This window comes from Acidobacteriota bacterium (assembly GCA_040754075.1).
Taxonomy (GTDB): Bacteria; Acidobacteriota; Blastocatellia; order UBA7656; family UBA7656; genus JBFMDH01.
In genome coordinates this window covers 129,292-152,485 of the sequence record JBFMDH010000009.1, presented here as the reverse complement: position 1 = coordinate 152,485, position 23,194 = coordinate 129,292, and the positions used below count along the sequence as shown (strand labels likewise).

Below are 23,194 nucleotides of genomic sequence, written 5' to 3'. Positions count from 1 at the left end.
AGAAACTGTAAGAAGAAGGGGAGACAATAACCTTTTAATTTGTGAAACCCGAATTTTGATAATTCATGTAAAAGAAACAGCGAAAAATTTTTCTCCCTTTCTCCCCTTCTTCAAAAACCCTGTGGTGAATTTAATACCCAATACCAGTAAATTCGATTTCGCCAGATTAAATTCCCAAAAGTTATTCTTTAATCCAGCCGCCGCCGACTACCATATCGCCGTCATAAAAGACTGCCGCCTGACCGGGGGTAATCGCCGCCTGCGGCGCGTCGAATTCAACCCGCACTTCGCCGCTTGCGAGTGGCGTAATTGTTGCCGGCGCTTCCTGTGCGCGATAGCGTATGCGGACGCTGGCGCGAACCGGCGCATCGGGTGGCGCTAATGACAGCCAGTTGACGCCATTTGCAATAAACGATTTGCCATACAAATCCTGCTTTTTGCCGACGATGAGTTGACTGCGCGGCACATCGATTTTGACGACATACAACGGTTCCGGCGCGGCAATACCAATCCCGCGACGCTGTCCGATGGTGAACCTGTGAAGTCCCGCGTGTTCGCCAACCACTTCGCCTTCGGTGGTGACGATTTCGCCTTCGCTCATCGCGGGCGTCTTGGCGTCGTCTACCTGCATTTCGTACTTCGCATAATCTTCGACAAACTTCGCGTAGTTGCCATCGGGCACAAAACAGATTTCCTGGCTTTCCGCCTTTTCCGCGGTGTCGAGATTGAGGCGACGGGCAATCTCGCGCACCTCAAGTTTGGTCATCTCTCCCAGTGGAAAGACCGCCGCTGCAAGTTGCCGTTGCGTCATCTCGAATAAAAAGTACGACTGGTCTTTTGCCAGGTCGCGCCCCTTTCGCAAAATATATCGCTCTCGCGCCTGGTTATATTCCACGCGGGCATAATGTCCGGTGGCGACTTGGGTTGCGCCGACATCGCTTGCGACTTTTACCAGCCTGGCAAATTTCAATTTCGTATTGCACGACACACAGGGAATCGGCGTGCGACCGGCCAGATAATCTTCAACAAACGGGCGCACCACGCCGCGCTCGAATTCGTCTTCGAGATTGAGCACATAAAACGGAAAGCCCATTTCGGTGGCGACGCGCCGCGCATCGTAGACATCATCGAGCGAACAACAGCGCGACGGCTGCGGTTCGGCATCGGGCGCAAGCTTACGACGTTGATTCCACAGTTGCATGGTGAAACCGACGACGTCGTACCCTTGTTCTTTTAAAATTGCGGAGGCAACCGAACTATCGACGCCGCCGCTCATGGCTACTGCGATTCTCATCCTACTCCTCATTGGCTCACGCGAAAGCCAGATGTTATCATCAATTCTTTAGTTTGAAACTTAGAATTATAGCGAACTCGCTCAGTAATCTGAAATTTGAATTCCGAGAGGGAAATGGAACAAGCAATCGAAAAATATATTCTGAAAAAAGAGCCTTATTATTTGCCGGTTGACCACGAAGTGGAATTTTTTGAAGCCGCGTATAAAGCCAAACTGCCGGTGATGCTCAAAGGGCCGACGGGGTGCGGCAAGACGCGCTTCATCGAACACATGGCATACAGGTTGAACCGCCCGCTGATTACCGTCGCCTGTCACGAAGATTTATCGGCAACCGACCTGGTCGGACGCTTCTTATTGGAAGGCGACGATACCATCTGGCATGACGGACCGCTGACGACCGCGGTTAAACACGGGGCGATTTGTTATCTCGATGAAGTGGTCGAAGCCCGCAAAGATACGCTGGTGTTGATTCACCCTTTGACGGATGACCGGCGCATTTTACCGATTGAAAAACGCGGCACGATTTTACAGGCACCCGATGAATTCTTATTGGTCGTCTCTTACAACCCCGGCTATCAAAGCGTTCTGAAGGATTTGAAGCAATCGACCCGGCAGCGTTTCGTGGCAATGGAATTTGATTATCCGCCCGCTGCCCTTGAAAAAGACATTGTCATGCACGAAGGCGGCGTCGATGAACAGACCGCAAAAGACCTGGTATTGATTGGCGAAAAGGTTCGTAACCTGAAAGGGCATGGACTCGAAGAAGGCGTATCAACGCGGCTATTGGTTTACGCAGCGCAACTCATTAGCGAAGGCATTCACCCGCATACCGCCTGCACGGTCGCCATCAGCAGCCCGATTACCGACGACAGCGAATTGCAACGCAGCATACGCGAAATCGTCACCACGGTAATTTGATTATTGTTTGTTGTTCGTAGTTCGTTGTATGTTGTTAGTAGCCGTGAGCGATGATAACAACGGACGAAGGTTCACGAACATCGGACGAAAGCAATGATCAAAGGGCAGCAAGCATGGATCAGACTCAGAGGCACGCCGGACGACCCTGAATCTTTCGACCTGGCGACCTGGAACGGGATTCGCTGGGAAATTCCTCGTGTCAATTCCCTCGGCGATATAATTTACATTCAAATTGCCGATTACATGGTTTTGGAAACCTTGCCGCCCTCGACGACCCCTAAGAAAATTTATAAAGATTCACCGGAAATCAAATAGAATCTCGTCAAACTACGCTAATTAATCCACGTTGCCAGTTCATTGAACTGCGCTGGAGGCGCGACGGATATTAGCCAGCGGTGCAGCCGCTGGAATGCATTGGTCGCCATCGCAACCGCGCCCTGAAGGGGCGCAGGGCTGCCTGAGTCCTGCGCCCCTTCAGGGCGCTCGAGCTTTAATTTACTCATTGACCTGTGGCTGCACCACAGGCTAATTTCTTTTGCCCCTTTGGAGCAATGACCTGAAGTTAAGGAAAATTGTAGCGCCAACGGTCGAGTCTGCGCCGATTTATGAAAGTCTGTCCTCGAAATTTCAAGGGGTCTGCGACCAAGACGGTCTTAAACAACCGGCGCTCCATCCGCGCCGCTTAACTTCATACCATTACCCCTTCGGGCATTGAGCAACTGGCAACTTGGATTAATTATGTCTTGGGCTTTGAAGCGACTTGCCAATGATTGTCGGGCAAGCTTATCGGTTGCTTGCCCGCTCACTTTAAGAATTTTCCGTCAGACAAGACTTTCCAGGTTGATCAACAACTTCAGTTTCCCCCAATGCAAAACCAGTTTAGCCGTCTTCTCATTGGTCGGCTCGAATGAATAATTCAACCACTCCTGCGGTTCTGCCATCTGCGATTGAACCTTGACGCGCAACGCATCAAATGTCGAGTTATAATCGAACGCGCCCCATTGCAATTTCACTTTGTTGAAAATAATCGTCCAGTCTTGTTCATTCGGAATGGCAAAAAAGGTATAGGTTCCCGCCGCGAGTTTTTGCCCTTCGATGTTTACGTCTGTGCTGAAAGTAATGCTGGTCGCTTCGTTTGCGCCTGCGCGCCACACGCGACCTTTGGGCAATTGATTGAGTTCCCGCCCTTGCAAATTCGGTCGCCCGTAAGTGATGGTGACGCGGGTTGCGCCGATTTCTTGCGCTATGGAAGCGCGCGGGCTTGGGCGTGAATACCAGGCGGGCAGGTCATTTCTAACCACCGGTTTGCCCGCGAGAAAATCGCTCAAGGCTTTGTCGAATTCAGCGGGTCTTTCTTCGCTGATATATGAACGTGTGTCGGCAAAGGTGATGACGGTTAGCGGAATCGTCGGATAAAGCATCTTCATCGTTTCCCATTGCGTGATGGCTGCCAAAGGGGCGCGTGGCGATTTATCATCAACCAAAGCGCACATGGCAAGCATCGGCACGCTGAGGTTTTTCAGGTCGTCGGTTAAATCCGTAGCTTGCAATTCGGGAGTGTAACGCGCGCCGTTGGCAAAAAAACCGGCGGACAAAGTTTGAAACGACCAACGCTTAGACACGGCGTCATCTTTCACCGCAAAACTCATCCAGTTCTGCACCGCCGGATGCGCATTTTTCGGGTCATCAAGAAGCTTTTTGATCTCGTCCGGTCCGGGCACCGTACCCATCGGAAACATGAATGGCGCCGGGGTAATCGTTTTCACAATGGCGAGACGTTCTTGTAGCGAAGCCGGTTGGTCAGGCGTGACACGCGAACGCATGGGCATATTGACTAACGCATCGACTAAAATCACGGCGCGAATTTTTTCAGGTTTCACAGCTGCCAGACGAGCCGCGAAATAACCGCCCATCGCGGTTCCGATGACCACCATTTTCTCTTTTTGTTTGTCGAGCAGTTTAACTAAAGATTGTTCTATGCTGTTCAACCAGGGTTTGCGGGTCGGGTCATAAACTTCGGGATGCGGAAGCGGTCTGCCTTTGCCTATGCCCGGCAAAGTGACGACCTGCATGGTGTAACGGGTTTTGTTGCGTTCAATGAATGAGCGATAGAGTTCTACGCCATCCATGCCGCCGTCGGCAATGAGCAACACAGGCGTTGGTCCGCGCCCCTGGGTTTCAACCTGAATGTAATCGCCGTCAATTTTTCCGCGCCGTTCCGGCAAACGTAAATCCATCCGCCCACCTTTTTCAAAAGTTGAAACCGCGAATTGCACCAGTCCCGTGAGTCGTTGCGGGTTGCTGCTCAGGTCAAACCCGGTCAACTTGAGATATGCCAGGTACAAATCCCGAAAAGCGGTTTGGCGGTCGGGCGATGAAAGCCCCGCTTGCCCGGCTCTTATCCACAAGTCCGTCAACTTATCAACCTCTGCCGGAGTGGTCTTTTGGTCAAGTTCGACATAACGCAAAAACTCCGCCATCTGCGCGCGGGTCGTTTCTTTTGCAGGCGGCTCTTGCGCTGAAGCAATTATCGGCAATGGCAAGATAAAAATCAGGCTTGTAATCACCAGGCAAACCGCTCGGATAACTGGTCTCATTCCTTAACTCCTCTGCGAAAAAAAATCTTTTATTTTAGGCGCGATGCTTCGGACACTTTTGTGTAAGTTTCTGAAACCCGGTAAGCAACGCGGAAAAATGAGTGAAGCTACCGCCATTTGATTTCAAGAAACTTTTCCCGTATCTCAGCCGAAAAGTATCCGAAGCATTGACCCGCACAGGGTACGAAAAAAAAATTTGCAAGGGCAAAAGTTATGCAATGAAGGCTTGCGGTAAGGCTACGAAGGCGGGAAATTTTGCAACGAAGCGAGGGAAAATTTAATGAGGCGTTTCCGAACTCAAGCGAATTTTTCGAGCCGCGCTTCCAGTTCTTTGCGATGACTGCGGCTGACTTTGAGTTCCGTGCCGTCTTCGAGCACCACGAAACATTCGCCGTGAAACCAGTTCTTCAAAGATTTCACGCGGCTCAAATTCACCACCATCGAACGATGAATCCTGACAAATTTTTTCGCGTCAAGTTGGGCTTCGAGGCTTCCGAGATTGCCGCGCAGCAGATGCGATTTTTTACCTGTATGAATTTTGGTGTAATAACCCAGGGCTTCCAGCCAATCCACTTCGTCCACGGCGACAAAATGAACTTCGCCGCCGGTCTTCACAAAGAAGCGTTTCAATGACTCTGCGGCTTGCGGCAAAGTCTCAGGTTTGGTGGGTGATTCAAGACGGCGATAATTTTCGATGAGCGACAGCAATCGTTCGCTGAATTGATGCGCATGGCGTTGACGATGAACCGCTTTGGCGCGCGCTAGAGCCTGATAAAACCGCTCATCGGAAAATGGTTTGAGCAGATAATCCAAGGCGCAAACTTCAAAGGCTTGCAAAGCAAAGTTGTCATACGCGGTAATGAAAATTACGGTGGGTGGGCGTTGTAAATCCAGAGCGCGCAAAACCTCGAAACCGTTTTTTTCGGGCATCTGTATATCAAGAAAAATCAGGTCGGGGTTGGTTTGTTCAATTTCTGCAATCGCCTGCCCGCCATCGCTGCATTCGCCGATAACTTTGATCTCCGCATCTCTCGCCAGCAACGCGCGAATGCCTTTTCTGGCTTGCACTTCGTCATCCACGATTAACGCTCTGATGATTTCCATTCGACTCCCGCCTGATGATAAGGGATTTTCAAACGCACACGCGCGCCGTTCGGTTCGGCGTTTTCAATAATCAATTGCTGCTCGCTGCCATAAAGCTGTTGCAACCGGGCGCGCGTGTTCTTTATGCCGATGCCTTGTGATTCATCCGCTTGCCAATCTTTTGCAAACCCGCAGCCGTTATCCTGCACGGATAATTCAAGCCAGCCGTTTTGCCGCGCCGCGGCAATGCGAATTAAATTTGCCGAAGACGATTTATTAATGCCGTGACGAATGGCGTTTTCGACCAACGGTTGCAAAATCAAGTTAGGCGTTTGCGCGGTGAGCAAATCACCGGGCGCGTCAATTTCTACACGCAAGCGGTCGGCAAAACGCGATTGTTCGATGTCCAGATAGCGGCGAATGAACGCTAATTCGGCGGCTAGTGGAACTTCCTGCGCGGTATGGTCATTGAGCGAATGTCTGAGCAAATCGCCGATTCCGGCGATCATCTGCACTGCTTGTTCAGGTTCGCGGTTACGAATCAACATGGAGACGGTGTTCAGGGCATTGAACAGAAAATGCGGATGCAGTTGCATCTTCAACGCCTGTAAACGGGCTTGGCTCAGTTGGATTTCAAACTCTTTCGCCTGCAACTCACGTTCACGATATTTTTGATAGCTGTCCTGGGCGATGCCGGCGCCTAAAATCGCCCAGTAAAACACAAACTCCAGATAGAGAAAGTAGCTGAAAACCCTTACGAATTCCTGTTGAAATGTCGGCGGCGCGCCGGCCAGAGCGGTGCTAAACCAAACGCCCATCAGGGCAAGAACCGTGATGTGCAGGAGTCCAAAAAGAAACGCCAGCAAAAAATGAATCGGCGTGGCATAAGCCAAAGTCTTTTTATTGAGCGGGATTTTTTTCGCCAGTTGAAAGACCGGAGGCGTGGCAAGCGCCCAATAAAGCCACATTCCCAAAGACCAAAACAATACGGAGAAAAAGTTCTCGCTGGCAACCTTCTGCATACTATCGGCATAGCGTTGCACGGTGCTGATGAGCGCCAGCAACAGCCACCCGCCCAGGATGATGGCAAGGTGCAGGCGTAAGGCGCGGGGAAATTTTTTATCAATAAGAGGTGGCGTTTTCATTTTATGCAAATCGACATTCGACTTTTGCATTATTCATGGTGCGGGCAATTTCTTCAACGATGAAATGTTGATAAGCCGCTGCTGTTGGTTATAACTCAGGCGGGCAAATTCCTTTTTAGACCTGGTGTCTCAAGGTTTCTCTACCGCCGTGCAATGACAGGTTATCAAACTGCTGGCGGCTATGCCGCTTTGCTGTGCGGCGCGAGCGTTGCCCCGCCGAGACCATTAGCAAACGGTTCGGGGCTACGCCCCAAATTGGCGGCACAGCCGCAAGCGTTAGGTGGCAAGGCGCTCGGAAAGTCAGAGACTTTCCGCACATCAAAGCGGCACAGCCGCAAACCGACGATGACCAAATAGTGCACGTCACTACCGAAGCTTTCGTCAGAGTTGAATCTGGCTCACGGCTCAAACTCGTCACCCCATAGACCACTTCGCGTCGCGCTTTCCCACTCTTTTTTCTACACTCTGGCAGAATGCCCGCGATAAACAGCACCTGCGCGGCGATGAAGATGGTTTGCAGCACCCGCGAATAGGTATCGAAATCGATTGCCGGTAAAAATTTCATGACCATCATGCTGACAATCGGCGTGGCCAGCCCCATCAAAAGGTTTCCGGCTTTTCGGGCAGAAGGAGCTAAGGCTTGCTCGGCTTGTTTACGTCGTCGCATCGTTTTCGCTTATGCTTTCGCCCTGGCGTTACTCAGATCACATAATTTGAACGGCGAAGGTTCATCGAACGACCAAATCGGTGAGCTTTTCCGACGCGGGTTTCCATTTGCCGCCGTCGAGAATCATCCTGATGGTATAAATCACATCTCTATCCTGAATGGTAAGGGTGGCGCGGTTGCCCTGTTGAAAACCACGAATGACACGAGGGTTCGTAAAATAAATCATTTCTCGCGGGTTTACGCTACTCATATCCATCTGCTTTTTAGAATCGAAGTAGGCTTTGGCAATTGCGCCGCCGCCCGCAGGTAGGGACGTGCCATCGCGCGCCGTGACCGGCGCATCCGGGTCGGCTTCAATCAACACTTTGCAGGCAACGTTGTAGCTGCCTTCGTAAACAAATCGCCCTTCGAGCAGATTGCCGTTGCGGATGGCGAATTGGTTATCCATGCTGCTGCTGGCGCTGATATTGCCGTTTGCCCGCATCACATCAACGCCCGACACTGCCATCCGCTTGGGATTGATGCGAATCTGTAGATAGGGTGTGTGTTCTTTGCCGGGCGTGTCTTGCGAAAACGGTTGCTCGGTAAAGGTCAGAAAGAGGTATTCAAGAGCTTCATTCATGCGGGCACGAACATAGTTCAGGCGTTTCTTCTGCCCTGCATCGATGAACTCCCCCTCAGCGCGTCCCGGTTCAAGGGCAATTGGCGGATAAACGCCGAAGTTCCCCGTCCAGGCATCCTTTTTGAGTTGGGCGCAGAAATAATTTTCAAGTTAATGGGTTAACAAATTACATCGCCGTGACAGTAAGCTGTGCATAGTATAAATGTCGTGAACCACTCTTGTGTGGCGCGCGCTCAACCTGTTACTCATAAAAATCCCGCCTGTACACGCCGTCGATGGAAAAACTCTGACGTGATTACCAATAATTTTGTCCGATACGTCGCTTTGGGCTAAAATGGGCGATGACAAACGCTTTCAGGAAGAGGTTTCGCGTATATTCATTATTTTCGTTGCATAAAATACACCAGTAACCCAACAAAAGTCTTTCGGAAAAGATGAAAAAGTTTTGAGGAAGTTCTAAAAAAGTTTCGCAAACCGTTATGTCCAGTCAAAGCAACAAATTTTATGATTTCGGTGACTTTCGTCTGGATGCGACAGAACGGGTGCTGTTGCGCGATGGCAAGGATTTGCTGCTGCCACCGAAAACTTTCGATGTGCTTCTGGCGCTGGTAAACAACCGGGGTCGGATTCTCGAAAAAGAAGAGTTAGTGCAACTCGTGTGGCAGGACACTTTCGTTGAAGAGTCCAATCTGGCGCGGGTCAGGTTACCTTGCGCGTAAATCTATCTGAAGTTTCTGCAAAGTATTTTATGTTGCTTGTGTGAAATGATTTTATTGGGTTAGACTGAGGTCGTGAGACGCCCCTGTTTTGCTGACACAAACGTACTGCATAACAGGGGATTTTTTGTTGAGACAATTGCTTGAGCTGAGGGACATAAACCTGCTGAGCAATTAAACCCAACCGAACGAGGGGCGCAACGCAACCCTAAGCCCTCTTTTCAGTTGCGTTTTACGCAGGCAGGAACCCTGTGAGGCACAAGCATAGGTTTCTTATGACGACAAAATTTGTAGACGCATCAACTGAACGTTTGACCAAACCTGCTGACATTGATATTCAAATTGCCGAACGCGACGGAGAACAATTCCTCGTCATCAAAGACCAGCACCCGCTCAATCAAACCGCTGAATATGCCGTGGAGATTCCGGCATCACTTTTACCCGAACTGCAACGCGCGGTTGAAGCCCTTGTCCAAAAACAACCGGATGAAGAGCGTTCCCAAAGCGCTTTCGAGAGGGATGAATCCATTGCCTCCGAAAGCCTCATTCAATTTGCTCACGATTCCGAAGCCGAATTTGCCCGCATACTCGATTTTTATCATATTCACTGGCAGTACGAACCGCGCACCTTCGTGCTCGAACGCGATGAAGCGGGCAATGTCGCCACCAGTTTTACACCCGATTTTTATCTGCCCGACCACGACCTCTACATCGAACTTACCACGCTCAAACAGTCGCTGGTGACCAAGAAAAATCGCAAAGTGCGGTTGCTGCGCGAACACTACCCGGATGTGAATATCAAACTGCTCTACGCTTCGGATTACCACAAATTGCTGGAAAAGTTCTCAGCAAGCGGCGGCAGAAGGTAAGGCTCAAGATTAATTGATAATAAAATTTGAATGTGATGTATGCGGTTTGCTGAAAAATTGTTGCCTGAAAAGCAGTGATCCCGAGTGACCTACGTTGTCCTCCTCCGAGCCTCTGTACATAGTTCAGATTCCTTGCGAAATCTTACCTGTTAAGATTCCGAAGAATCCTAACAGCCCACGTTTTCTGAACTCCGGTTCGCTTCCGCTCTTGCGAGTTTCCGCTCCCCTTCGTCCTTTGAGCTTCAGTCATCTTCCGCTTTCAAAAACTTTGGTTGCCCGCCGTTTTCGTCGGCTTCCGCTTCCCTCTACTCTCTAACCTTGGTCGGCTTCCACTCTTGCGAGTTTCCGCTTCCCTCAGCTTTCAAACGTCGGTATCCGTACTAGAGGTTTCGTATGTTCCCCGCCACTTCTTGCGAAGCTTTGGTTCACTTACGATTCAGAAGATTTCAATTTCAACCTCTCGGGATCTGCACTTAGTTGTTACCAACCAAGTGGCGGTGATACTATCACACTGAAAAATTATGTCAATAAAAAAATTGCTATCAGGCAATAAATTTTTCTTAAAAAGTTTATGACCAAAGAAATCATGTTAGGAAAAGTTCTCATACCACAGAATCGGCTACAGGAGCGGGTTTCAGAGTTGGGCGCGGAAATTTCAGCGGCTTATACCGGTAAAGACCTGGCAATCATCGCGATTCTCAAAGGCTCATTTATTTTTGCTGCCGATTTGCTGCGCACCATCACGATTCACACCACAATCGATTTTATGGCGATCTCTTCTTACGCCAATCAACCGCAATCGGGAGTCGTTCGCATCACCAAGGATTTGGAAGAGAGTATCACCGGACGCAATGTCCTTCTGGTTGAAGACATCATCGACACAGGGCTTACGGCAAACTATCTGCGAAGAGTTCTCAGAGAGCGTAATCCGGCGAGCCTTGAACTCTGCACGCTGCTCGATAAATCCGCCCGACGCCTGATTAATTTGCCGATTGCTTATCGCGGGTTCGACATTCCAGATGTGTTCGTCGTCGGTTACGGAATGGATTATCAACAGCGTTACCGCAACCTGCCACATATCGCCGTACTCAATCCAACAACGGCTTAACAGGATTAAGGTTAAACGATGCAATTAAAACTCGCCTTCATCGGGTTCGGAAACGTGGCGCGTGAATTCGCGCGACTGCTTGCCAGCCGTCAAACCTTGCTCAATGAAATCTATGGCGTTCAGTGGCGAACCACAGGGATTGCCACACATCGCCACGGCTCAATCATCACCGATTCGGATATTGACCTGATGGAAGCAACCGAGCGGGTCGAACGTCACCATCAACTTTCCGGCATTTCCGATATAACGGAAATCACCGACGCCGAAGAGTTGATTCAACGCGCTGATGCCGACATCATTTTTGAGACCACCCCGCTCAGCCCCTTGGATGGCGAACCGGCGACGACTTATATTCGCGCAGCCCTAAGGCTCGGTATCCATGTCATTACGGCAAACAAAGGGCCGATTGCCTGTGCCTATCACGAGTTGCAATCGCTTGCCGAAAAGCAGGCAGCGAAATTTCACTTTGAAGGCACAGTGATGGATGGCACACCAATTTTCAACCTGCATCGGTTCGGTTTACCGGCAACCGAGATTCTCGGTTTCTCAGGCGTTTTAAACAGCACCACCAATGTCATCCTGAGCGCGATGGAAGCAGGCAGCACATTTGCCGAAGGACTTCTGGAAGCGCAACAACTGGGGGTTGCCGAAGCCAACGCCGATTACGATATTGACGGATGGGATGCGGGAGTAAAGGCTATCGCTTTAGCCAATGTCTTAATGAATGCTGAGTTGCATCCACGCAATCTGTCACCCACGGGCATTCGCGAGGTGACTTTGAAAGCTGTTCAGTCGGCGCGTGCCGCCGGTAAAACGATTCGCTTAATCGCCCGCGCCGAGCGTCGAGGTGAGAAGGTAGAAATTCAGGTTGCGCCGGAAATCACAAATGTCGGCTCGCTGTTTGCTACCCTGCAAGGCACCTCAAGCGCGCTTTCCATAACCACCGATTTGATGGGTGAAATCAGCCTTGTCGAACATCACCCGAAGCTCAGGCAAACCGCTTATGCCTTGTTAAGCGATATGCTCAGCATTCACCGACAACTATCGGGCAAATTTTAAAAATTTATTCTATTGGTTTATCGAGTGAAGTCGCCGTATTGGCAAAAGCGCTGCGGATGACGCCCGTCTGGTCAATGTAAAAAGATTGAATTTTGTTATAGCCGAATCGCCGTCTGGCAGTTCCCCACCACCGGGTGGTGTTGGGAGTGCCGTTCGCGTTGGTTGATTGGGAATCTATGGAATAGGTATAAGCGGTGTCGTCGGCGTTGCCCGAACGCATGCTTTTATTGATGAATTTTTCCGATACCATGATTTCATCGCTATCGGCATAACGACCGTGGGCGCGTTTATACATTTCCTGACCCGGTAGCCAGGTTTTCACATACCTTAAAGCATTGGCTTCAAAGGCAGCCTGGCGGGAACGCAATAAATTCGGAACTGCAATCGCCGATAATATTCCCAGTATCGCCACCACAATTAATATTTCTACCAAGGAAAAACCGGCTTCTTTCATGATTGTGCCCCTTTATCAGAAAAAATAATCCTTAGTTTTCTTGCAATTCAAAGACCGTGCATTCCCTATTTCAATCGGTAGCTGATAGAAATCTGTAAATCTTCAAATCAAGCGCGATATGCTCTGCATCACGTCAACAAATGTTGCCCCTCCCGATTTTTCAATTCCATATTTTGTCACTAGCCGGGATTCAGCAAATGACAAATAGTGTAATGCCGCCGCCAAATTGCGGTCTTGGAAAAAACTTAACTTTTGCGTTGTGTGCAATTTGCAAGTCTTCACGCAAGCGGTTAGTTGTGGTCTGTAAAATGCTAAAAATCATGCTGCACTGGAGGTGTATTTATGATCTGTCCGAAATGTCGCACCCAAACCACGATTGGCGCGCTATCTTGTCCAAGCTGTAAATTGAAGACCCCAAGAGGGCGTTTAGAAGCCGAATTAGCAGAAGAGAAGAAAGCTTCTGAAAAAAGCCGTTTCGATAAAAGCATCTCCGGCGGGGCAAAAAAGCTCAGCATCAGCCCGCTGGTCTCTACGCTAATTATTGTCGCGTCTGTGAGCATTTGTGCCTTGGGGGCATATCTCAGTTTCACTTATTTCGGCGACCCGCCAAAACCCGCCGAACGCATTCCGCACCAGGAAGTCCTCGAACGATTGCAATCGCAAACTGCCAATAACTCTTATTTGACGGTTGATGAAGCCTTGAACAATGAAGTTGAAAAATCGCGCAAGGCAGAGAACCTGATGGAGTCGGAAGGCTGGAATGTCGAAGCGATTGAGGGCGGCTTTTCCATTACCTTCTCCTTTCAGGAAAAAGATAAGCAGCAAAAAGCCGTCTGGCTGTTTAATGCTTTTGAAAATACCTATAAACCACAAACCGATTTGGCAAACTTTGTTTATAAACCTTAATGTCAGTTCTGGTTAACGGGTTTTGTCATTAAATTTTTCATTCGCTGACAAAAATTGGGAGGCTTGGGGGTTCAGCTTCTAAATTTGAATCGCTGAATTCAGGTTATTTATTGTTTCAAAAGTGGTTTGTTCATTGAAACGAAGTGCTAGAAAGTTTGGCATTACAAATGCTTTGCAGGTCAATGTATTTTGAGAGAGAAATTAAACTTCAGGAAGAAAAACTATGCGATGTCCGAAATGTTTTACGGAAACGCCGCCAGAAGCCATGCAATGTCCGGGGTGCAATCTGGTCACGCCGAAAGGCAAGGCGGCTGAAAAGAAAGCCTCTGTTGAAAAGCAAAAGCTGGTGGCTGACCGACGAAAACAAAAAGGAAAAGTTGTTTGGAAAGCCAACCGTCAAAAAGTTGACTGGAAATCCATTGATTGGAAAAACTGGCGAACCATCCCTTTTAAATCGCTGATTCCGAGTTGGGCGCTGTGGGCTGTGACCCTGGTTATTCTTTGCGTCAGTGCGTACTTTGCCTATCGCTATGTGCAACCCAAAGAAATAAGCCTGGAAGAAGCCAAAGCCACCGCCGGTTTGATGACCCGGTTACGGAATATGCCTTCTAAAAAAGAGGGTATGACTTTAGACCAATGCATGATGGATGAGGTTAAAAAGTCGCGAGAAAGCGGGCAACTCGTCAGTTATACCGGGTGGTCTGTCAAACCTTATAATCCGAATCAGTTTCTCATCAGCTTTTCATATGAAGAAAAGGCGGGTTTGAAATCTGCCGAATGGGTTGCTGACCCGGTGCAAAGTGTTTTTGTGCCGCAATCAGAACTAGCAATGGCTATGCACAAATCGAAATAGCTTTACGCCTGCGGTATTTCGATTCAATGAAAACTGATAAACGACCTCTTGGTTCAATAAAAGTGTTGACGAACCCGGGTTATGCTTTTATAAAGGCTCTGTCTTGATGTCCCCTTGTGGTTTTACCAAAGCTTTTACAAGTTCGAGTTTTTCTCATCCCGGTAAAAATTAGAGTCTATATGCAACCTAGAAATCCTGAATTTGTTCTCACCATCGTCCAGCATACCTACTGCACAGATTGTATGTGGATTAAGAGTAAAATTACTGATGTTTATCACGCCTCGGGAATCGTGCGCGGCGATGATTCAAAACACTGGCGGATGAACATCATTTCTCCCAATTGGGACAGAGAATTACGCAAACCCGAATTTCCCATCGGTTTTGAAACCATCGATGTTCCGGCTTTAAAACTTGAAGTCAACAAAAAAATTATCTTCGCCACGCAAGACCCGGCGTTAATCAGCGAATTGTTATCCCGGCTCAAATGGATGCTCATCAATCGCAATGCGAATGATGAAATCGCCCAGCAATTGGCGCAAATCGTGCAGGATTGGGACAGATTACCCATTGAAGCCCGCAACAATCAGGCGGTTTGCATCACGCAATAATCCGGCAGGTGGTCAGTTTTTGGAGCAATAAAAATGCCTCAAGCCAGAGTAAGCAGTTGCTCTGGCTCACCTTCTTCCGGCAATTCAGTCGCGCGAAATGGCTGATCGCGCTCAATTCGTTCATACCCGATTCATCATTAAACCATCGCTTGTTCGTCAGGCGATAGCTGACCGAACTTCACAACTTCTTACATTGTCCTGCCAATCTCCAGCGGCTATAATCTGCCTTTCAGTTCCAGCATTCATTTTCAAATCTAAGGAGAAAGTCACCATGAAAAAATTTTTATTTCCGGCGTTGGCGATGGTCTTTGCGCTCGCCGTCGGCGCTTCGGCGCATGACCCGCGCACCGTCGCCAAAGAGTTTTCCCACTCCATGAAGGTGGAGGGCGCAGGCACCCTCACCCTTACTTATAAATCCATGCATTGGAATGAACCGGCATATCTGGGATTCAAGAAAAACGACCAGCTTCGCGAGCGCGTGGTCGGTTCATTGTGGAAAAAAATCGGCACTTTGCAAACCGAGTTCGATGTCGTGATTTCCGGCGTCAATGTGCCCAAAGGCACTTATGATTTCGGCTTGTGGTTTGACGCCAACGACAATTTTAAAATTGTTCTCGGCGCAGGCGGCAAAGATATGAAAATTGATTTGACCACGGTTAAAGATGCTGCCCTGGTCAACTATTTAACTTTCGATTTTCGTCCGACCGATAAAGCCGATGTGTTCACCATCGAAGGGCGCGGCGGCAATTTCCGTTGCACTTCTGAATTTCAAGTGCCCTATCTGGCTGACCACAATCATCCGGCTGAAAAGAAGAATTAGTTCGCAGTCTACAAAGTTTATCTTTTAATCAACAGGGGAAGTCATTGAACCAAAGATGTGCTGATGATTTTAAGCGAATCGCTCAGCACATCTTTGCTGCTTTCATCCCGGTAGCTTATTTCCTGCCAGCCGCCAATTTCGTTTATCACCTGAATCAGATTCTATGAAGAAGCGTTTTGTTTTTACTCCTCTATTTGCCGCCGTACTTTTTACCGGCAATCTGTTATTTGCTTTCGCGCAAACGCCTGCCGCGCCGCCCGTGAACTGGCCCCGCAGCCATAACTATGATGTACAACATTACCGCATCAAACTTGCTTTTAACTGGCAGGAAAAATCAATTGATGGCGAAACCACTGTGTACTTCAAACCATTTTCAGAGGCTATCAGCGCCATTGAACTTGATGCCGGCAACCTGACCATTAAATCAGTAAAGCTGGCACAAGGCACTGACCTCAATTTTCGCTACGTCAATAACGAAAAACTTTTCGTCACTCTCAATAAACCTTACGCGGTTGGCAGCAGTGTCGCGGTGGTTATTAACTACACCGCCAATCCGCCGGAAGGCAAAGGCGTCACCTTCATCACTCCGACCAATACAGACCCTAATCGCCCTTACCAAATCTGGTCGCAAGGCGAAGCGCAAACCAATCACTACTGGTTTCCCTGTTATGACTATCCCAATGACAAAGCCACAAGCGAGCTTATCGCCACGGTTGAGAATAAATATCAGGTCATCTCAAACGGAACCTTGATTGCTGTGCAAAATCATCCGGCAACCAAAACCAAAACCTATCACTGGAAGATGACGCAACCGTTTTCGAGCTATCTGGTTTCTTTCATCGTCGGCGAATTCACCGAAGTCAAAGACCGTTTCAAAAACATTCCGGTCAGTTCCTACGTGTACAAGGATCAGGTTGAAAATGCTCGCATCTCATTTGGCAAACTCGCGCGAATGGTGGCATTTTTCTCGAAGAAAACCGGCTACGACTATCCCTTTTCCAAATACGCGCAAACCACTGTGCGCGATTTCGGCGGCGCGATGGAAAACATCACCGCCACAACCATGACCGATACAGCGGTTCATGACCACCGCGCACACCTGGATGTTTCATCCGATGGCATCACCGCCCATGAACTTGCACATTCATGGTTTGGCAATCTGCTGACCTGTCGCGATTGGGGTGAATTGTGGTTGAACGAATCGTTCGCAACCTTTATGGAAGCCACCTGGACCGAACATGACAAAAGCCGCGACGATTACCTCTATGAAATGTACGGCAATCAAAAAGCCTATTTCCAAACCTGGGAGGCAGGCATTCGCCGCCCCATCGTCACCAAATTCTATAACGACCCGGATGCGCTGTTTGACACCTATGTTTATCCGCGCGGCGCAGCCGTCGTCAATATGTTGCGATTCGTTTTAGGTGAAGAGAATTTCTGGAAAGCCATTCAGCATTACGTCAAAAAACATCAATATCAAAATGTCGAAACTCAACAACTGGTGGTCGCCATCGAAGAAACCACAGGGCAAAACCTGCAATGGTTTTTCGATGAATGGTTGTACAAAATGGGACATCCTGAATTTGAAATCACCTCGAGTTACGATGAAGCCGCAAAGCAGGTGAAACTCGTCGTCAACCAAACGCAAAAACCCGATGAGCAGCGCAAGGGTTTTGCGTCAACGGAATTTTTCACCATGCCTGTAGACATCGCCATCACCACCGCCACAGGTGAAAAAGTTCATCGCGTCTGGATTGACCGGAAAGAAGAAGAATTCATTTTTGCGGTTGATGGAAAACCGCAGTTTATCAATTTCGACAAAGGCAATTACCTGATTAAAAAAATTAAATTCACCCGCACAGACGCGGAACTGGCAACCCAACTTTTAAACGATACAGATGTGATGGGGCGGGTGCTGGCGGCAAATGAGTTGAAGGGCAAAACCAGCGATGTCGCAATCAAAGCGTTGAGCGAAGCGATGCTGAAAGACAAATTCGCAGGTGTGCGCGTCGAAGCGGCAAATGCGCTCGCGGAAATCCAAAGCGAAGCGACCAAAGCCGTTTTCATTGAAGCGTTGAACGATAAAGAATCGAGCGTGCGGCGCGCTGCCGTCAAAGGCTTGGCGAAATTCAAAGATGAAAAACTGGCAGACCGATTTATCAACATTATCAACCATGATGCGAGTTATTTTGCGGTTGCCGACGCAGCAGAAGCCCTTGGGCAAACGGCATCCCCGAAAGCCTATGACCAATTGACGAACGCCGCAAAGCTGAAATCGTGGCAAGGCACGATTCAGGCAGGAGCCGTCAAAGGGCTTGCGGCGCTTAAAGATTCGCGTTCCTTCGACGTAGCTTTGCAGTTTGCCGCGCCCGGAAATCTTACGGAAACGCGCGCCGAAGCCATGATGCTTTTAGCCGCAATCGGCAAAGGCAAAGACCCGGCGCTTGAACTCTTGACCGGCGCGCTTAAAGACCCTTCGCCACAAATCAAATTCACCGCGCTACAAGCTTTGATTACCTTAGGCGACGCGCGCGCCATTCCGGCAATCGAAGAGTTGGCGAAATCGCCGGGGCTTCCACCCTTTGCCAATCAATTCATCACCAATGCGATTAATCAATTGAAAGCCGCAAGCACCAGGTAACGAATGGCAGTGTGCCTCAAACAAATTGGGGCAGCATTGAACAGCGGCATCGGATTGGCGAATGGCGCGGTCAGAGACCGCTGCTCGCGCGCTGGCAGTTTTTTGATTGGTAATTTGTGAGGTTATTTTTTCTTCTTGAAAGTCACTTCTCCGTAAAGCGATGATGGCGCTTTGAGCAATTCGCTATCTTTCCCGCGCAGGTGCTTATCGAAAAATGCCATAGTGTAAGCGATGATAATTTCGTGCGCGCGGCGCGGGTCTAGCTGAGACGGACTACGCGGAAAAAAGAGCAGAAAATCCGAGAAATGTCCGTGTTGGGTCTTATCAATGGTAATCTCGTACCAATCATTGGTTGACCGATTGATGAAGGTGGTGGTTTGAGTTTTTGTCATGGCGATGAGTTCTTTCATCACCTCGGACTGTTCGGGTTTCGGGGGTTTGTCTTCAAGCCCATGATGCATCAACATAACCGGGCGATGGGTTCCTTTATCGCGCACATCGCCAAAAAGTTGTCCATCCTGGTCAACTACCGCTTTGACGCGAGGGTCATCCCGGCTCATCTGAATTGCGGTTGCGCCGCCAAAAGACCAGCCCATCATGCCGATGCGCGATAAATCCAATCGTTTATAAAACAGTTGCCCTGTAGCTTTGTCGAGTTCTTCGAGTTTATCCAACACATATTTCGCATCGGCAACCCAGATCGGAAAAACCTGTTTATCCAGCCACTCCCAATTTTTCAGCACATCATCGCGGAAATTGCCGGTCTCTTTCGGCATCAACATCATATCGGCTTGAAACCGGGTGCCATCAGGAAAAAGGATGGTATCGCTGAACCCCGGATGGTCTGCACTGATGACGATATAGCCATGACTGGCGAGGTGTTCGGCTTGAAAAGTGCCGACGAATCGCGCTGTGCCGCCGCCGGGTTGATAAACCAACACCGGGAACCGGGTATTCCCTTTGGCTATCGGCGCATCGGTCACGGCGTTGGTTTTCAGATTGACGCCGCGCCGGTAGATGCTTTTTTCGGGAAATTCATCGGCGCTGAGCACATATCGCGAAGTCTCTTTGCCCTCGACCTTTTCGGCGGGATACCAGACGCGCACAATCAGGCGACGGCGGTCAGCGGGGTCTTGGGTGAAGGGTTCTTCGCGTTTCCGGTCAATCCATAAATACTCGTGGGTGCCGACCGCAAACTTCCCTGTAGGCGGAGAAAACGGTTCGCTGGCAGATGGTTGTGGGGTCGCCTGCGCCATAGCTTTCAGGCAGCAAATAAGCGCAACCAGTATTGCACCCGACAAACGATTAAGGAACCAACTCATTGTCTTGCCTGGTTTCATCAGGCGGTTTTGCCGGTCGCTATTTTGTCGCATGTCTTCACCTCAAGTTCATTAATTTTAAAAGCACCGCTCAAGCTTATACGGAACAAGAATTTTTACCTTCAAACCACTGGCTTAAATTTGCGCCGTATTAAAAGGGACACCTGCAAGCAGTGTCAAGCTTTAACGCACGAACCTATAGACATGGGTTTGCGGCTACGATAAACTTAACGGGTGAATTAGGCATCTCTGCTTATGTGGGCTGGAGATAATTATTAGCAAGTATTGAACAGGATTATAAAGGAGAGCTTATTTTGGGCGATTATTTTATGATGGCGCTGGCGTTCGTGCTCGTTTTGGGACCGTTGGTGGTCATACACGAGTTCGGACATTTTATTGTGGCAAAATATTTCGGCATTCGCGTGGAAGTATTCAGTGTTGGTTTCGGTAAACGTCTGTTCGGATTTAAACGTGGGGATACCGATTATCGGGTGAGCCTGATTCCGCTCGGCGGTTATGTAAAGATGTCGGGTGAAAATCTGGATGAACAGGTCACCGGCGCACCTTATGAATTCATGTCGAAGCCGAAATGGCAACGGTTTTTTGTCGCGGTTGCCGGACCTGCGGTCAATATTCTTTTTGCCTTACTGATTCCGGCTGTGGTTTCGATGTTCTATTTTGAAGAGGAAGCCTTCCGCAACCAACCCGCACAGATTTATTCGGTCGAAGCCAGTTCACCGGCTGCCGCCGCAGGATTTCAATCCGGCGATACCATTATGAAAATAGGCGACCTGACGAATCCCACCTGGCGCGATGTTGATGAATACGCGATTGTCCGTCCCGGGCAAACGGTTCCGGTGACCGTCAAACGCGGCGACCAAACCAAAGACTTAAACCTGGAAATTAAAACTGTAGATGTGGGGTCGGATAAAATCGGCATTCACGGTTTCATTCAGGATAAAGCGAAAATTACTGCAACCAGTATTGCGCCCGGAAGCCCTGCCGCTCAAGCCGGTCTGGCAGAAGGCGATGTGATTTTAAGCGCCAACGGGCAACCGCTTGAACAGAGTCGTCAAGGGGTTGAACGATTGATTGCCACGATTAACAACAGCAACGGGCAACCGGTTCAATTAACCGTTGAGCGTAACGGCAGCGAAGTTGAAATCACCCCCACACCGCAAATGATGGACGGCAAATTTAAAATCGGGTTTGCGCCGTCGCCGCAATTCGACAAAATCGTCAAAACCAAATCACTCACCGAAGCCATTCCCTATTCGTTTGAAGAAAACTGGCGAATGGTGAAACTCACGGCAACCGCCATCGGTCAGATATTTGAAGGCAAACGCAAAGTCGGCGAAACCTTCTCTGGTCCCGTCGGCATCGCCGAACTTTCCAGCCAGGCGGTAAAAGCCGGACCCATCGTGCTCTTTTCGCTGATGGCGCTGCTCTCGCTCAATCTCGGCATCTTCAATCTCTTCCCGATCCCGGTGCTCGACGGCGGATTGATTTTCATGCTCGGACTTGAAGCAGTGCTCGGGTTTTTCGGATTGCCGCTCACCATCAAAATCAAAGAAAAGATGATTCAAGTCGGCTTCGTGGCATTGATGTTATTGATGGGCTTTATCATCTACAACGATATTTCCAAAAAGATCAGCAGCAAAAAAGCGCCTGCTGTGCAGCAACAAGTTGAACAACCGAAGCCTGCGGAGAAATAACTCCGCAGGCAATTTCTCCCACACGCATCTTTATTCTGTCTGAGGTTTTCTTTCAATGAAGAAGTACGCATTGTTATTCCTGAGCCTTGCGCTTTGTGTCCTTTTGCTCATTCCGCAAAAATCCGCCTATTCTAAAAAGTTGAGTCAAGCCGATAGCGGTTATGTGGCAAATCAAATCCTGATTAAGTTCAAAGATGTTTTTGCCCAGTCCGTCAATGATTCGGTGATTCCCGAACAGATTTTTAATAACCAACGCTTGCGCACCGAATCGCTTGATGTTGAGCGGCAACCACGCCTCGGTATTGTTAAAGTCGAATTCGACGACAGCCTTTCGATTGATGAGGCGATTCGTCAGGCGGAAAGCGACCCGCGTGTCGAATATGCCGAACCCAATTTCATTCTCAAACCTTCGGAAACCGTTCCCAACGATTTACGCTTTAACGAAATGTGGGGACTGTTCAACCAAACGGTTTCAGGCGCAGATATTTCTGCAACCCGCGCCTGGGATTTAACCACCGGCAGCAATAATGTCGTCGTTGGCATCACCGACACCGGCGTGGATATTCAACACCCTGACCTTGCAGGAAATATCTGGACGAATGTCGCCGAAATTCCCGGCAACAACCTTGATGATGACAACAACGGTTTTGTTGATGATGTGAACGGCTGGAATTTTTTCGATAACAACAACCGCGTATTCGATAGCGTCACCTTTGATGCGCACGGTACAGCGGTTGCGGGAGTCATCGGCGCAGTCGGCAACAACGGCGCAGGAATCACCGGGGTGTCGTGGAATGTGAAACTGATGCCGCTCAAATTTATCAGCAACGGTTCGGGCGATACCGCGGGCGCGGTCAAAGCCATCAATTACGCCATCGCGCAAAAAAATAAAGGCGTCAATGTCCGCGCCATCAATGCCAGTTGGGGACCGACCGGGGCGAGTTGCAATGACAGTTTTTCCAAGAGTTTGAAAAAAGCCATCAATAAAGCCGGTAACGCCGGAATCGTTTTTGTGAGTTCAGCCGGAAACGGCGATTGCGGCGCCAATCGCAACGGTGATGACCTCGATGCCGCGCCGGAATACCCTGCCTCGTGGGGCGGTTCGCTGCCGAATGCCCTGTCGGTTGCGGCGGTCGATATCACCGACACCTTTCCGACTTTTTCAAATTTCGGACACGAAAGCGTGAGCGTTGCCGCGCCCGGGGTTGCCGTACTGACAACCGTGCCGCGTGGCTTTGCAGGTTTACCTGAGGCGTTGGCTTATAGCGCGCAAAGCGGCACTTCGTTTTCCGCGCCGCATGTGACAGGCATCGTGGCGCTCTTAGCCACACGCGAACCGTCGCTGACGCCCGAACAAATCAAACAACGCATCATCACCACAGCCGAACCGACTTTGCCATTGGCTTCAAAGATCAAATCATCGGGTCGCGCCAATGCCTTTAATGCGTTGATGAATCACATCCCGTCGGTTCCTTCTCTGGGAGTGGGCGGCGTGACCCTCAGCGGCAAATTCGTTTTCATCGATGGGCTTGGATTTGTCGATTCGCAAACCGTCATCGAAGTCAACGGCGTGCAGATTGGTCGCAGCCGTTTCGATTCGGCTTTTACATTAGCAAATGGTTCATTCACACGCATTGCTGTGAAACTTGGGAAAGCCGGTGTAGCAGCGACTTTTCCGGTCGGGACGCCTGTAAATATTACGGCATTTAATCCCAACACCGGCGCGCGCTCAACCGCGTTCAGTTTCACGCGCAGATTTTAATTTATTCGACAGGCTTTTTGAAAAACCGACTTCGGGCA

The 23,194-nt window shown here is 49.4% G+C and carries 21 protein-coding genes; 13 read left to right on the top strand and 8 right to left on the bottom strand.

All coding sequences use genetic code 11. The annotated features are described in order from the left end of the window. Nucleotides 1–181: 181 nt before the first annotated feature. The gene (mnmA, locus tag AB1757_12285; GenBank protein ID MEW6127807.1) at nucleotides 182–1,306 is read right to left on the bottom strand and encodes a tRNA 2-thiouridine(34) synthase MnmA; all 1,125 of its coding nucleotides are present in this window, start codon (nucleotides 1,304–1,306) and stop codon (nucleotides 182–184) included. A 102-nt stretch (nucleotides 1,307–1,408) separates the two neighbouring features. Between mnmA and AB1757_12280 the strand changes: the two genes are divergently transcribed. Then, nucleotides 1,409–2,212: a CbbQ/NirQ/NorQ/GpvN family protein gene (locus tag AB1757_12280; protein MEW6127806.1), complete on the top strand. Its 804-nt coding sequence runs from the start codon at nucleotides 1,409–1,411 to the stop codon at nucleotides 2,210–2,212. A 93-nt stretch (nucleotides 2,213–2,305) separates the two neighbouring features. Then, complete coding sequence (locus tag AB1757_12275) at nucleotides 2,306–2,527, top strand: hypothetical protein (GenBank protein ID MEW6127805.1); 222 nt, start codon at nucleotides 2,306–2,308, stop codon at nucleotides 2,525–2,527. 506 nt (nucleotides 2,528–3,033) lie between these two features. On the opposite strand, the gene AB1757_12270 is transcribed toward AB1757_12275, so the two are convergent. The 5 genes from AB1757_12270 to AB1757_12250 form a co-directional block, all read right to left on the bottom strand. Beyond that, complete coding sequence (locus AB1757_12270) at nucleotides 3,034–4,809, bottom strand: alpha/beta fold hydrolase (GenBank protein MEW6127804.1); 1,776 nt, start codon at nucleotides 4,807–4,809, stop codon at nucleotides 3,034–3,036. 297 nt (nucleotides 4,810–5,106) lie between these two features. After that, the gene (locus AB1757_12265) at nucleotides 5,107–5,913 is read right to left on the bottom strand and encodes a LytTR family DNA-binding domain-containing protein (protein ID MEW6127803.1); all 807 of its coding nucleotides are present in this window, start codon (nucleotides 5,911–5,913) and stop codon (nucleotides 5,107–5,109) included. Continuing rightward, a complete protein-coding gene (locus tag AB1757_12260) occupies nucleotides 5,892–7,037 on the bottom strand; it encodes a histidine kinase (GenBank protein MEW6127802.1) in 1,146 nt (381 codons plus the stop codon). The genes AB1757_12265 and AB1757_12260 overlap by 22 nt, the downstream gene beginning before the upstream one ends. A 115-nt stretch (nucleotides 7,038–7,152) precedes the next feature. Further along, nucleotides 7,153–7,704 carry a hypothetical protein gene (locus AB1757_12255; GenBank protein ID MEW6127801.1) on the bottom strand — a complete coding sequence of 184 codons (552 nt, stop codon included), beginning with the start codon at nucleotides 7,702–7,704 and terminating at the stop codon, nucleotides 7,153–7,155. 61 nt (nucleotides 7,705–7,765) lie between these two features. Then, the gene (locus AB1757_12250) at nucleotides 7,766–8,326 is read right to left on the bottom strand and encodes a hypothetical protein (protein ID MEW6127800.1); all 561 of its coding nucleotides are present in this window, start codon (nucleotides 8,324–8,326) and stop codon (nucleotides 7,766–7,768) included. Between the two features lie 479 nt (nucleotides 8,327–8,805). Here AB1757_12250 and AB1757_12245 point away from each other — a divergent pair, with 479 nt between their 5' ends. From AB1757_12245 to AB1757_12230, 4 genes are all read left to right on the top strand, one after another. Then, nucleotides 8,806–9,045 (top strand): winged helix-turn-helix domain-containing protein, encoded by a 240-nt coding sequence (locus tag AB1757_12245; protein MEW6127799.1) that lies wholly within the window; start codon nucleotides 8,806–8,808, stop codon nucleotides 9,043–9,045. A 272-nt stretch (nucleotides 9,046–9,317) separates the two neighbouring features. Then, a complete protein-coding gene (locus tag AB1757_12240; GenBank protein MEW6127798.1) occupies nucleotides 9,318–9,911 on the top strand; it encodes a hypothetical protein in 594 nt (197 codons plus the stop codon). Between the two features lie 571 nt (nucleotides 9,912–10,482). Beyond that, nucleotides 10,483–11,019 (top strand): hypoxanthine phosphoribosyltransferase, encoded by a 537-nt coding sequence (gene hpt / locus AB1757_12235; protein ID MEW6127797.1) that lies wholly within the window; start codon nucleotides 10,483–10,485, stop codon nucleotides 11,017–11,019. 18 nt (nucleotides 11,020–11,037) lie between these two features. Continuing rightward, nucleotides 11,038–12,078 carry a homoserine dehydrogenase gene (locus tag AB1757_12230; GenBank protein ID MEW6127796.1) on the top strand — a complete coding sequence of 347 codons (1,041 nt, stop codon included), beginning with the start codon at nucleotides 11,038–11,040 and terminating at the stop codon, nucleotides 12,076–12,078. A gap of 4 nt (nucleotides 12,079–12,082) precedes the next feature. Here the strand turns inward: AB1757_12230 and AB1757_12225 are convergent, their stop codons facing one another. Continuing rightward, complete coding sequence (locus tag AB1757_12225; protein MEW6127795.1) at nucleotides 12,083–12,532, bottom strand: type II secretion system protein; 450 nt, start codon at nucleotides 12,530–12,532, stop codon at nucleotides 12,083–12,085. Nucleotides 12,533–12,874: 342 nt separating this feature from the next. Between AB1757_12225 and AB1757_12220 the strand changes: the two genes are divergently transcribed. From AB1757_12220 to AB1757_12200, 5 genes are all read left to right on the top strand, one after another. Beyond that, nucleotides 12,875–13,438, top strand: coding sequence for a hypothetical protein (locus AB1757_12220; GenBank protein ID MEW6127794.1), 564 nt, complete (start codon nucleotides 12,875–12,877; stop codon nucleotides 13,436–13,438). A gap of 223 nt (nucleotides 13,439–13,661) precedes the next feature. Further along, entirely contained in the window at nucleotides 13,662–14,291 is a 630-nt protein-coding gene (locus tag AB1757_12215) for a hypothetical protein (GenBank protein MEW6127793.1), read from the top strand. 179 nt (nucleotides 14,292–14,470) lie between these two features. Continuing rightward, nucleotides 14,471–14,899, top strand: coding sequence for a hypothetical protein (locus AB1757_12210; GenBank protein ID MEW6127792.1), 429 nt, complete (start codon nucleotides 14,471–14,473; stop codon nucleotides 14,897–14,899). Between the two features lie 271 nt (nucleotides 14,900–15,170). Continuing rightward, nucleotides 15,171–15,719, top strand: coding sequence for a hypothetical protein (locus AB1757_12205; protein ID MEW6127791.1), 549 nt, complete (start codon nucleotides 15,171–15,173; stop codon nucleotides 15,717–15,719). Between the two features lie 163 nt (nucleotides 15,720–15,882). Beyond that, a complete protein-coding gene (locus AB1757_12200) occupies nucleotides 15,883–18,360 on the top strand; it encodes a M1 family aminopeptidase (protein ID MEW6127790.1) in 2,478 nt (825 codons plus the stop codon). A gap of 122 nt (nucleotides 18,361–18,482) precedes the next feature. On the opposite strand, the gene AB1757_12195 is transcribed toward AB1757_12200, so the two are convergent. Next, nucleotides 18,483–19,733: a hypothetical protein gene (locus tag AB1757_12195; protein MEW6127789.1), complete on the bottom strand. Its 1,251-nt coding sequence runs from the start codon at nucleotides 19,731–19,733 to the stop codon at nucleotides 18,483–18,485. 260 nt (nucleotides 19,734–19,993) lie between these two features. Here AB1757_12195 and rseP point away from each other — a divergent pair, with 260 nt between their 5' ends. Continuing rightward, nucleotides 19,994–21,394 carry an RIP metalloprotease RseP gene (gene rseP / locus AB1757_12190; protein MEW6127788.1) on the top strand — a complete coding sequence of 467 codons (1,401 nt, stop codon included), beginning with the start codon at nucleotides 19,994–19,996 and terminating at the stop codon, nucleotides 21,392–21,394. Between the two features lie 55 nt (nucleotides 21,395–21,449). Continuing rightward, complete coding sequence (locus AB1757_12185) at nucleotides 21,450–23,156, top strand: S8 family peptidase (protein ID MEW6127787.1); 1,707 nt, start codon at nucleotides 21,450–21,452, stop codon at nucleotides 23,154–23,156. Nucleotides 23,157–23,194: the final 38 nt, after the last annotated feature.